The sequence below is a fragment of the Cohnella caldifontis genome, assembly GCF_029360585.1.
In the GTDB taxonomy this organism is placed as follows: Bacteria; Bacillota; Bacilli; order Paenibacillales; family Paenibacillaceae; genus Cohnella; species Cohnella caldifontis.
In genome coordinates this window covers 38,528-50,637 of sequence record NZ_JAQZSJ010000021.1, presented here as the reverse complement: position 1 = coordinate 50,637, position 12,110 = coordinate 38,528, and the positions used below count along the sequence as shown (strand labels likewise).

Below are 12,110 nucleotides of genomic sequence, written 5' to 3'. Positions count from 1 at the left end.
CGTGAGAGACTCCGGCGATTCCGTGACCAAAGCGCTTCGCGCCTCCATCCGCGAAGGCGTTGGCTCCGGCATTCACTTTACGATTCTGGGCGGCGCCGTTCAGACGGCCTATCTGCTTTATTTAGGCTTTAACTCCGCTCAAATCGGCATCATTGCCGCCATTCCGCAACTCGCTTTCCTTATTCAGATCGCCGTCGCATTCGGCATGCAGCGTTGGCGGAACCGGCGGGCTTGGACGCTTCTGTTTCTCTCGGTGGCGCGGGCGATATGGGTGACGGTCGGTTTGATTCCCCTGCTCTTTCCGGAGAAGTTCTGGTTTATCGCTTACGCGGTAATCACCCTGACCACCTTTCTTCTAGGCCAAGCCGGAGCGATCGTATGGACGAGTATGATCGCCGATATCGTGCCCCATGACATCCAAGGCCGGTTTTTCGGCAAACGCAATGCTTTCGTATGGTCTGCCGTCTGCTTCTCGTTGTGGATCAGCGGACTCGTGCTGAGAGGGGTTCCCGGGTTGGAGGGCTTTGCGCTTCTCTTCTCGATATGCGCGATCTGCGTGGTTTGGAGCACCTGGGAACTGATTCGTCATCCGAACCCGCCGTTCTTGCCGTCTGAAACGGGCATGTCGTGGAGACTTTTCCTGCAGCCGTTTCGGGACACCCGCTTCCGATCCGCGCTTATGTTTCTGTTCTCGTATTTCTTCGTGTATCAAGCCTCGGTCCCTTTTTTCAATTATCTCATGCTGGACCGTTATTCGTTAAGTTACGGCGCCGTCGCCAACATCACCATCCTATACAACGCGGCTATCATGGTCAGCTCCTATCTGTGGGGAGTACTCAGCAACAGACGCTCGGAGTACTCGCTGCTATACGGAAGTTTCGTGATCATGGCTTTGTCCGCCCTGATTTGGGCAGGGGTCGGCCGACCGTCCGACTTGCCCGTTCTCATCATCTCCCATGGATTACTAGGAATAGGCTTCGGCGGTTATAATCTGATGATTTTCCGGTACTTGATCAATGGGACGCCGCAGCGGGAACGGCCGATTTACATCGCCGTGTTTTATTCCGTGACCGGGCTTGCCGGTTTCTTGGGACCCGTGCTTGGCGGACAACTCATGCAAGGATCGGGGAACGGCCCTGCATGGATGCCGGGAGGAATCGTGCCGGTTTGCGGAGCGGTCATGCTGCTGATTACGCTATCGACCGCGCCTGCCGCATTCCGCAAACGTTGATCCGTGCGATATCGCGCACAGGGAAGCGATATATATTCCAATGGCAAGCGATGTCCATCTTTCCTATACTGAATTTAGGGGCCCCCCGTTAGGACGGAGTTTCGAATGAATAATGGGAGGATGAAAGAATGAGAAAATTTTGGCCTTTGCTGGTGATGGCAACGGCGATTTGCGCTTTGCCATTTTGGCGCTCCCCTGCGGTTTCGGCTGCGGCCCCCGTGAATCCGGACGCATCGCTGGAGGCAAGGACGCTGCTCAACTATCTCGATGAGATCTCCGGCACGAACATGTTGTCCGGCCAGCACGACTATTCCGGAAATCAAACCCGCTACTTCAATGCCGTAAACGATCTCACCGATCAATCTCCCGCGGTCTGGTCCACGGACCTGGGATTCGGCGTCGTCGGACACAACGACACCATGTATAATCGAGACGCGATGGTCGAGGAAGCGATCTCGAAGTGGAATCAAGGCAGCTTGGTCGCATTGACCTGGCACATGTGCGCCCCCACTGTCAGCTCGCCGTGCGATTGGGACCCCGGCGTGCAAGGGGCTTCGTTGACCGACCAACAGTGGCAGGATATCACGACGCCGGGCACCAGCCTGTACGACAGTTTCATTTCAAGGATCGACGAAGCGGTGCCGTATTTGACGGAACTGAAAAACGCCCATGTTCCGGTTCTGTGGCGCCCTTTCCATGAAATGGACGGGAGCTGGTTCTGGTGGGGCGGAAATCCCGTCTATTCCAAAAAGCTGTATCAAATCATGTATGACCGGTACGTGAATACGATGAATCTAGACAATTTGATCTGGGTATGGAACGTGAACTACCAATATGCCGGCAGCCCTGCGTACGCCGACTTCTTTCCGGGCAGCGGTTATGTCGACGTTCTAACGGCCGACGTGTACTTCAATTCCTATAGCACGAGCCAATATGATGATCTGCTCGATCTTGCGGACGGCAAGCCGATTGCTTTGGCCGAAGTGGGGGAATTACCTTCACCTGCCGTACTGGCGGCCCAACCCATGTGGACTTACGCGGTCGTGTGGGCTCAGTTTCTAACCGGAAACAATTCAGCCGAAGACGTACGGGATTTCTATGGCAATCCCCGCATTCTCAACCAGAACGAGACCCAGATCGGCACTTTCAAAACCGGAGATTCCACAACGGTCGATGATGCTTGGACCGGAACCGGACTGCACTACTTCAAATACTCGGGAAATTGGAACAACCTTGCAGGAACGGGGAAATACAAGGGTTCGGAGCATGAAAGCGCGGAAACGGATGCGGCGACCGAGATTGAATTTAGGGGGACCCAGGTTTCCTTATACGGCTCTAAGGCACCGAATCGCGGAATCGCCGCGGTTTCCATCGACGGCGGACCGGAGACGGATGTCGATTATTACGCCGGTGTTCCAGCCGACAATACGTTGATTTGGTCGAGTGCCCAAATGAACGACGGACTGCACACGCTCAGAATCCGGGTGAAAGGAACGAAACATTCCTCGTCCGGCGGGTATTCGGTTACGGCGGACCGTATCGTTGTCGCGTCCGACAATGAAGCGCCGACTGCCCCCTCGAACCTCCTATCGTCGTCTACGACGGATACGTCCGTGAATTTGTCCTGGAACTCCTCGACCGACAACCGGGGCGTGACCGGATATCGAATTTATAGAGGGGCGAAGTTCATAGGCGAAACGAACGGCTCCACGTCATATACGGCAACTGCGCTGGATCCCTCCATCACCTACGATTTCAAGGTCAGGGCAATCGATGCCAGGGGACATCTCTCCGCCGCCAGCAACGTGTTGTCCGTGACCACGAACGAACCATCGGCAGGGTGGATCTCCGAAGCGGAGAACGCGGCGTTAACCGGCGTGAGCACGAACGACTCGAAGCCGGAGTTTTCGGGAACCGGCTACGTGGATGCAGGCAGCTTTGACGGTTCGGGCGATCGAATCGAATTTACGGTACAGGTTCCTTCTTCGGGTCCTTACATCCTCAAAGTCCGATATGCCGCCGGAGAAAACAAAACCCAGATTGTATCCGTTAACGGCGGAACGGAATCGTTCGTGGTATTTCCGGGAACGGATAACTACTTCGAAAGCTTGAACGTGGGCGATGTTTCGCTGAACGCCGGCAACAACACGATCACCATCGGCAAATTTTACGGTTGGATGGACGTGGACCGCATTCAGCTCGAACCGGATACCCGCGCGCCCTCCGGTCTGAATTCGCCGTCGGTGACGGAATCAGCCGTTGAATTGGCGTGGACGGCGCCTTCCGACACCTCCAGCGTTGCCGGCTACCGGATCTACAGGGGAACCAAGCTCATCGGCTCGACAAGCGGGGCTTTGACCTCTTACATGGTATCCGGACTGGATCCATCCGTACCTTATTCTTTTACGGTTCGAGCATTCGATCAAGCAAACGAAGAGACCGCGTCCAGCAATACCCTGATCGCGACGACGCTTCCTCCCAGCCTTGGCGCGTTGTACGAAGCCGAGAATGCGGACTTGACGGGCGTATCCGTCGCGAACTCGAAGCCGGAGGCTTCAGGCACCGGGTACGTAGAAGCGGGTTCATTCGATGAGAACGGCGATTGTATTTCCTTTGACGTAACGGTTCCGATAACCGGGACTTACCGCTTGAAAATAAGGTACGCGGCCGTGGAGGAGAAGACCCAAATCGTCAACATCAACAGCGGAACGGACGTGTACCAGGTTTTTCCCGAGACGGACGGGTTCGAAACGTTGGATTTCGGAGAGATACCCTTAACGGCCGGCAACAACCAAATCAAAATCGGCAAATTTTACGGCTGGATGGACGTGGACCGCATTTGGGTCAGCCCTTAAAGCATCGTCCTAACTGTCCAGCCCCTTTCTCCCGGAAAAGTGATGTACCAAACGAATGGCTAAGGCATTCGGTGGCTTTACCGAATTAATCGTGCTTCAGCCATCCTGATACGCGATCCTTCAGGAGACGGCCGCGCAGAGCCATACAGCCGATTCTGAAGGATCGCGTTGTCATGTCATAGCGTCGGAAAGTAGGCCACGCTGCTGCGAGACGACCGCTTGACGGTAAACCGATCGATTGCGATCTAAGGCGGGACCGGTTTCCGAATCTTCCCCGCCCATCCTTAGCTCACCGTCCTCGGGCGCTCCACCCGGCCGAGGCCGGGGAACCGGAAGGCGGCCCATTCCGGCTGGCGGCGCGTGATTTTCGACACCACGATCGTCATGTCGTCGCGAATCCCTCCCGGATTCTGCTTCAGCGCGGTATCCAGCAGCTCGTCGGCCAGCTCCTGCGGATCGTCGGTCTCGATCTCCTGCAGGACCCGCTTCATCCACAGCTCTTTGTTGATGGCGTGGCCGGGAGCATCCAGCACCCCGTCGGTCATCATGATCAGCGTGTCGCCGGGCAGCAGCTGCACCTGCAGCAGGTCGATCTCGATGTCCTGCAGGATGCCGATCGGCAGGTTGCCCGCCGCGACCGGGATCACCTCTCCGTTCCGTTTGATGAAGCTCGGCGTGGAGCCGATTTTGAGCAGCGTCGCGTGGGCGGAATACAAGTCGATCACCGCCAGGTCGATCGTGGCGAACGTCTCTTCGGGGGAGCGCAGCAGCAGCACCGAATTGACCGACTTGACCGCCAGCTTCTCGTCGATGCCGGACTGCAGCAGCCGTTCCAGCATCGACAAAGCCGAGCTGCTCTCCATTCTCGCCCGGGCGCCGTTGCCCATCCCGTCGCTGAGCGCCACCGCGAATTTGCCGGTCGCCAGCTCCGTGATCGTGAAGCTGTCTCCCGACAGCAAGTCCCCGTCCTTCGCCGCCCCGGCCACGCCGGTCTCCACCTCGTACGCCTTCGCCGAAGCGAACACGACGGTCGTCAGGTGCGGCGCGGGATCCCCGCTCCTCTCCTGCTGCACGCTGACGGTCTCGCCCAAGATTTCGGACAGCAGCGGCGCGATCATTTTGCGGCACTCGTCATAGCCGGTCCGAAACGCGTGGACCAATTCGATCTCGATTCGTCCCTCCTCCAGACTGATGATATCTATGGTTTGAACGGCCAGCCCCAGACGGTCGATCGCTTCCCGGATTTGGGTCTCCTGGTGCTCCATCTGCTGGGCTTCGCGCCGGATTTCCTTAACGAGGTCGTCCATGACCTGGGACACGCCGGACAGCTGGTCCGCCACGAGGAAGCGGCTATCCTGAAGCTGGCGGCGCCAATGCAGGTCGTGCCGGTAGAGCTCATATTCCCGTTTCAAAATATCGAGCACCTGCGGCGTCTTGACGCACATCCGCGTCCAGCTTTTCGGAATGTCCGCGGCTTGGATGCCGGGCTTGTCCGCCACCGCGCCCATCATGTCCGTCATCAGCTTATAGGTCTGGAAAAACTGCGTGTCCCAGCACATGCTCCTCCGATGGCAGGTGGCGCAAGCCTTCTCGCGGACGGCGTTCGAGAAGTGGTCGAAGTCCCGGTTCTGCTCCGCCTGTTCGCCCGATGCTTCGGTGATTTGGCGGAAGCTGCCCGACAGCTGCCGGAACACCTCGGAGAACCGCGCCACCCGCTCGGCCGTCAGGTCGCGAACTTTTTGCGCGTACTCTCTCTGGTTTTGCGCATAATGGGGGGTACCCGGCACATATTTTGATATAGAGTCGATGAAACGCCGGGGCAGCAAAAGAAACAACACCGAACCGGCAACGGCGGCCCAAGCGGCGGACATCGTATCGGCGGGTGACGAGGCGAAAAGGGAGAGTACCGACGACCCGAGCACGAGGCCGAATACGGACGCGGCCTTGCCTCCTTCGCGCAGGATGCCGGCCATGAGTCCTCCGAGGGCGAGCATGCCGATCTCGCCGGCGGCGCCCAAATCGGACAAGGTCACCATCATGCCGGCGACCACCCCCGCGGAGGTGCCGAGGGAAGCGCCGCCCACGAATGCCGCCAGTACGACGACGAACCGGACCAGAACGTCCGTCGCGCCGACCCCGTACACGGACCACCCGGTCATGCCGATCAGCAGGCAGGCCGCGAGAATGAGCACGCCGATCCACTCCTCCTGCTTGAGTTGGACCGACTTCTTCGTCCGGTTCAGAAGCGGCAGCGCATGGACGAACAGCATCGTCAGCACGAAAGCCAGACCCGCTTCCACGGCCGTCCAGACATAGGGCATCCAGGTCGGTTTGTCTTCCAGCACGACGTCAAACAGCCGAACAAGCAAGTCCGAAGCGAAGACGACGACCGGCGCGTGGGACAAGTCCGCTTTTTCGTAGATCTCCAATCCCCGGAAGAGCAAATACAGGACGCCGATCTCCGCGACGACGACCGCCGGGGACGGATCCGGAGCCCAGAAACTCCCCGCGATGAGCGAAGCCGCCGCCCAGAACGCCGCTTCTCTCCGCACGTAGAGCACGACCCCGAAAAACGCGGCCGCGAACGGCGCGATGCCTTCCACCAGTTCCGCCCGCCCCAGCAAAAAACCCATCAGAACCGTCAGCCAAATCCAACGTTGCTCCGCGAAGGCTTGTCCAAGGCGCTGAAGCCGCCCCGGCGAGGCCCCCGCCGCTTTCCGCTTTTTCCGTCTGGCCAGCCATCCCTTCTTCTCCTCTGCAGCTTCCCGATCTTCACGGCCCGGACGAGGAATGAAAGGTACGACGGACGACTTGTCCATGCTGCACACCCCAATCTCCATAATGAATGTGCCTTTTATTATAGGGGCGGGCTCCAAGGAAGTTTGTCAGAAGGCGCCACCCGGGCGAAAGTTTTTTCCGACAGGGTCCGTACCGCCTTGGCGACGCGATTCGTGAACGGCGAAACCCGCGGCCCGCCGCCGAATTTCCATTCGGACGGGAAAATACGTTCCCGCGGCGAGCAAGCCCCATCCCGAGCAAAACCGCGCCCATCCGACGGCGCCGCCGCCTCCGAAAACAGACGACATCCGCGCGTCCCTGCCGGATCAGCCCGAATGGCGGCCGCCGCCGAAAAAATTTTTCATCTGCAACATTTGCTTCTGCCTCCCGTTTATAGGGACGGAGGTGTTCGAAATGAAACACGCAACGAGAAAATGGACCATTCTGTTAGCGGCAACCGTGCTCGCTGCCGGATTGACCGCTTGCGGCAAATCGTCGGAGGACTCTCAAGGAGCCGTGCCTTCGGCCTCGCCCAATCCATCCGCTTCGGCCAGTCCATCCGCCTCGGCCAATCCGTCCCTCAGCCCGTCGGCTGCCGAGGAAACTGCGGCGGACAGCAGTCCGGCGCCCGCACAAGGAAATGCCGCGGAAGCGGACTTGCCCGCCGCGAAGGAGCTTTCGCTGACCCTGGAAGGCAACGCGGAGAAGAAGACCGCCAATCTGGCCGAAGGTCCAGGCTACGCGCTCTACGTATTTGATATTTTCAGCTTCGATTCCAAGCTCGGCTTGCTTACGATGAACGTCGACAAGAACTACTACGCCAAGATCGAGAAGCTGCCGGACGGCTACAAGCTGGACGAAATCAAAAAAGCGGCCGAAGACAAGCTTTCCAAAGTCGGGGATGTCCGGGAACTGAAAGACGCCGAGATCAATCCTTCGTTGGGCGGAGCCGCGTTGCTGCTGTTCGGCAGCAACGACAAGCTGACGCAGGAAGTCATCGTGAAAGAGGTCGGCGGAACCGGATACCGGATCGAGGTCAACATGCCGTCCGGCGAGCCGTCGGAAGGCTTCGGGCCCCACCTGTTCGCGATGCTGGCAACCTTGAGCAACCTTCCGGCTTAATCACCGCCGGCAAACCCGAATAAACGCAATTAGGCGCGGCTCCGAGTTCGGAGCCGCGCTTTCTTGCAAGACGTGCAGAACCTCCTTCTAGCATAAGAAAAAACGCCCGGACCTTCCTTGTCGGAAGGCCGTGCGTTCAGGTTTGCCAGGCGGACATCGGGTATGGGCGATTCGTTGGATGGGAGACCTTCCATGCGAGGTCAATCCCANACCTTCCTTGTCGGAAGGCCGTGCGTTCAGGTTTGCCAGGCGGACATCGGGTATGGGCGATTCGTTGGATGGGAGACCTTCCATGCGAGGTCAATCCCACTACCGCTTGCTCTTGGTCATGGTTGATCCCGCCTTCCTGCCCATGCGGTAACGTTTTTCACCGAATCCCCATCCTTCCCGTTACGGGTTCCGATTCTAACGGACACCGCAGCCGCTATTGGATCAAATTCCCTCATTTTCAAATCGTAACGGACACAGCGGCCCTTATCCGTAACCTGTTACGGATATATTTGGGGTTTTTCCCCAATAAGCGCAACTGTGTCCGTTACAATGCGCTTTGCCGAGGAGCGACCCGCATAACGTCCGCTGTGTCCGTTAGCCTTACCGCCTCAACGAATGGGGCAGCCGGCGTCTGGTCGCTCTAAGAAAGGGATGGAGCATGACTTCACCCCGAATCGTTATCAGTTCTGATAAGTCAAAAAAAACCGGACCCTCAGGTCCGGTTTTGCGTTAAGGATGTATATTACGAGCGGCGCCCGCCTCGGCCGCCACGCTTGGATTCGGTGCTTTTCTTCAGGGAGGAGATACGTTCCTCGCTGTCCTTGAGGAACCGGCTCACCTTATCCTCGAAAGAAGCGCGACCACCGCCGCCTCCTTTGAAAGGCCGGCCGCCCCGGTCGCCGCGAGGTCCGCGCGAATAAGGCTGCTGCTGTTGTTCAGGCGGTTTGTCTACGGCCTGCCGGATGGACAATCCAATCTTTCCATTCTGATCCACGTTGATGACTTTGACCGTGACAATGTCATTGACCTTCAGATGCTCGTGAATGTCTTTGACATAGCTATCCGCGACTTCGGAGATGTGGACGAGCCCCGTAACGCCGCCCGACAGATCCACGAATGCTCCGAAATGCGTGATCCCGGTCACCTTGCCCTCCATTTTAGCGCCCACTTCGATGGCCATAAAAACCGATGTTCCTCCCTGAACTGAGTGTGGCCGAACCATTCGGGTTCGGTTATGCCGATTATAACCGACTGCGGAAAGCAAGGTCAACCGGCGAATATCCCGTCAGACGGGGCAGGTCGGGCGTTAAGGCGCGGATTTCTCGATTTGGATCGGCCTTTCGCCCGGCAGCCCCATTCCTTGCTCTTTACGGGCGATTTGCCCGATATATTCGAGATCGTTCAAGCGGGAAACCTCCTGCTTGAGCGCTTCGTTCTTCGCTTGCGCCTCGGACAGCTTCTTCGCGGATTCCCGGTACTCCGCCCGGCGATCATTGATTTGTCCGAGTTGATTGACCAACGTATAGGCGGCCCAACTCATGAAGACGACCATGACGATCATGAGCAGGCGCAGTCTTCTGCGCGCGCCGATCGACGTCGGCGATGCTGCCGCGGCCTGGCGGGATGACATGTCCGAGTGCTCCTTTCCCGCGAAGTCTGTGGGACGGGAACATTATAGCATACTTTGGGACGGGAAAAATATAATTCTTCCGATCCATATTCCGCGGCAGGACCGCTTCGAAACGTGTCGAGATTCCGTGCGGCGGATCACTTTTTGCGGAACAGGTCCCAGGCGGCCTTCAGCTTGTCCCTCCAGCGCTTCGCGGCATCGAGCCAGGACCGCGCTTTCTTCCTCGCCGGCAGCAGCTTTTCCCACATGTAACGGCCGACCGGGCGGAGGGGAATCAGCAGCAAACGTCCGGTCCAGAGCAGGATCGCCGCCGTAACGAGGAACAGGATGTCCAGCAATTTGGCAAGCAGGCGGACGAGCATCATGACCGGCGCCACGATCACGATCCGGAACGTTTTCCAAATCCATGCCGCCAAACGGGCTCCGGCGTCCAGCAGGCGCGCGAAAATTTTCAGGACCCGCGGGCTGAAAAGGCCGAAATATCCGGTAACGCCGATTCCGAGGCCCAGGAAGACGTACAATCGGACTTCCCCGTGGTTGTGGCCGAGCAGCACGCGGAACACGACGACCGTAGCCGCGGCCCAGTAGATCAAATCCAAAGCGGGCAGCAGCCAGCGCGGAATCCGGAACTTGTGGGAGACGACGCGGTAGAGGTCGAAGACGAGCCCCATCGCAAGGCCGCAGGCGACCATCCAGCCGATCGTCGACCATTGGGCCGCCGCGTTCACTTGAACAGCTTCCCGAACAGACCCTTGGATTTGCCCGCGCCGGATCCGTCGAGGTACACCAGGGAATGGACCGTGCCCTCGATGGCGACGAGCCCCTGCTCCAGGCTCAAGTTTTTCATATGCAAATTCTGGCCGCGCACCGCGAGAAACCCGCACTCCGTGACCAGCAGAAACTCTTCGTTATCGAAGCTCTCGACGTTGCTGACGCCGGTAATCTCCAGCGTCTTGCGGTTCAACATGCGGATTTCCTGATGCTTCGCGCCCTTGCCGTGTTCCATGCCCGTCCCCCTCCTTATGGAACTAACATATGGGGGGAGATACGGGTTTAGAACCGGGCTTGGACTTATTGGCGCAATCGCGACAGGAACGCTCTCGTCCGTTCGTTGCCGGATTCGCGCAGCACTTCGGCCGGCGTTCCTTGTTCCACGATGCGGCCTTTGTCCATGAGAACGACCTGATCGGCCGCTTCCTCGGCGAACTTCATTTCGTGCGTGACGACGACCATCGTGCGGCCTTCCGCGGCCAGCGCCCGCATGACCTTGAGCACTTCCCCGACAAGCTCGGGATCCAGCGCCGAAGTCGGTTCGTCGAACAGCAGCAAGTCCGGATCCATGGCGATCGCGCGGGCGATCCCGATCCGCTGCTGCTGGCCGCCGGAGAGCTGGTGCGGATAGAGATCGGCCTTATCCTCCAGCCCGACCTTCCGGAGCAGCTTTGTCGCCCGGACGCGGGCTTGCTGCTTGTCCGCTTTGCGCACCGTGATGAGGCCTTCCATGATATTCTCCGCCGCGGTCCGGTGCGGGAACAGGTTGTAGCTTTGGAACACCATGCCCGTGCGCTGCCGCATGGCGAGAACATCCGCTTTTCTCTGCCTCTTGCCCGGCGCGAACGAAAGCTCGAGGTCCCCGACCGCGATCGCCCCTTCCGTCGGGGTTTCAAGCAGATTGATGCACCTCAGCAGCGTCGTCTTGCCCGAGCCGGACGGTCCGATGATGACGAGAACTTTGCCTTTCTCTAGGCGGAGATCGATGCCGTCCAGTATGGCGGCGCTGCCGAACGATTTGCGAAGTTGGGTTACGGTTAGCATGCCGGCAGCCTCCTAGCGGGTATGATAACGGTCGAAATGTTTCTCCAAACGGGATTGGCCGAAAGAGAGAACGGAGCTGAACAGCAGATAGATCAACGCGACTTCCACGTAAAGCACCAGCGGTTCGTAAGTGGTGGAGACGATCTGCTGGGATCTCTGGAACATTTCCGGCACGGTCACCGTAAAAGCGAGCGAAGTGTCCTTCACGAGACTGATGAACGCGCTGGCGAGCGTCGGCGTCGCCACGCGCGCCGCTTGGGGCAGTACGGTGCGCCGAAGCGCCTGCCACCGGGTCATGCCCAGCGCATAGCTCGCCTCCCATTGTCCTTTGTGAACGGACAGGATCGCCGCGCGAACCGTCTCGGAACCGTACGCTCCTACGCTGAGCGTGAAGCCGATCACCGCCGCCGGATAAGGGTCTAAAATAATGCCCGCCCGCGGGAGTCCGAAGAAAATGATGAACAATTGGACGAGCAGCGGCGTTCCGCGGATGATCCATACGTAAAACTGCATGAGCCACTGCAAGGGTTTCGGTCCGTACAGCCGGAAGATCGCCGTCAGCACGGCTACGAGAAGACCCAGCGCGAAAGAGATCAAGGCGAGCGGAATGGTAAAAGCTACCCCCGCTTTAAGCAGGGGTAGCAGCGAATCCTGGGCAATTTGCCACTGGCGTTCGGTCATGGGGATC

The 12,110-nt window shown here is 58.6% G+C and carries 10 protein-coding genes; 3 read left to right on the top strand and 7 right to left on the bottom strand.

Annotated features, from left to right (window positions below):
- Window position 1: 1 nt before the first annotated feature.
- Window positions 2-1,231: an MFS transporter gene (locus tag PTZ19_RS21770; protein ID WP_276357743.1), complete on the top strand. Its 1,230-nt coding sequence runs from the start codon at window positions 2-4 to the stop codon at window positions 1,229-1,231.
- Between the two features lie 128 nt (window positions 1,232-1,359).
- Window positions 1,360-4,086: a glycosyl hydrolase gene (locus PTZ19_RS21765; protein ID WP_276357742.1), complete on the top strand. Its 2,727-nt coding sequence runs from the start codon at window positions 1,360-1,362 to the stop codon at window positions 4,084-4,086.
- 284 nt (window positions 4,087-4,370) lie between these two features.
- Here the strand turns inward: PTZ19_RS21765 and spoIIE are convergent, their stop codons facing one another.
- Window positions 4,371-6,905: a stage II sporulation protein E gene (gene spoIIE, locus PTZ19_RS21760; protein WP_276357741.1), complete on the bottom strand. Its 2,535-nt coding sequence runs from the start codon at window positions 6,903-6,905 to the stop codon at window positions 4,371-4,373.
- Window positions 6,906-7,278: 373 nt separating this feature from the next.
- Between spoIIE and PTZ19_RS21755 the strand changes: the two genes are divergently transcribed.
- Window positions 7,279-7,986, top strand: a complete 708-nt coding sequence (locus tag PTZ19_RS21755) for a hypothetical protein (protein WP_276357740.1) — start codon at window positions 7,279-7,281, stop codon at window positions 7,984-7,986.
- 733 nt (window positions 7,987-8,719) lie between these two features.
- On the opposite strand, the gene PTZ19_RS21750 is transcribed toward PTZ19_RS21755, so the two are convergent.
- From PTZ19_RS21750 to PTZ19_RS21725, 6 genes are all read right to left on the bottom strand, one after another.
- A complete protein-coding gene (locus tag PTZ19_RS21750; protein ID WP_276357739.1) occupies window positions 8,720-9,157 on the bottom strand; it encodes a S1 domain-containing RNA-binding protein in 438 nt (145 codons plus the stop codon).
- Window positions 9,158-9,283: 126 nt separating this feature from the next.
- Window positions 9,284-9,607, bottom strand: a complete 324-nt coding sequence (locus PTZ19_RS21745; RefSeq protein ID WP_276357738.1) for an FtsB family cell division protein — start codon at window positions 9,605-9,607, stop codon at window positions 9,284-9,286.
- A gap of 137 nt (window positions 9,608-9,744) precedes the next feature.
- Window positions 9,745-10,335 (bottom strand): spore cortex biosynthesis protein YabQ, encoded by a 591-nt coding sequence (yabQ, locus tag PTZ19_RS21740; protein WP_276357737.1) that lies wholly within the window; start codon window positions 10,333-10,335, stop codon window positions 9,745-9,747.
- The gene (gene yabP, locus PTZ19_RS21735; protein ID WP_276357736.1) at window positions 10,332-10,613 is read right to left on the bottom strand and encodes a sporulation protein YabP; all 282 of its coding nucleotides are present in this window, start codon (window positions 10,611-10,613) and stop codon (window positions 10,332-10,334) included. The genes yabQ and yabP overlap by 4 nt, the downstream gene beginning before the upstream one ends.
- 65 nt (window positions 10,614-10,678) lie before the next feature.
- On the bottom strand, window positions 10,679-11,422 hold the full coding sequence (locus PTZ19_RS21730) for an amino acid ABC transporter ATP-binding protein (protein WP_276357735.1): 744 nt from the start codon (window positions 11,420-11,422) through the stop codon (window positions 10,679-10,681).
- A 12-nt stretch (window positions 11,423-11,434) separates the two neighbouring features.
- The gene (locus PTZ19_RS21725) at window positions 11,435-12,103 is read right to left on the bottom strand and encodes an amino acid ABC transporter permease (protein ID WP_276357734.1); all 669 of its coding nucleotides are present in this window, start codon (window positions 12,101-12,103) and stop codon (window positions 11,435-11,437) included.
- Between the last annotated feature and the right edge of the window lie 7 nt (window positions 12,104-12,110).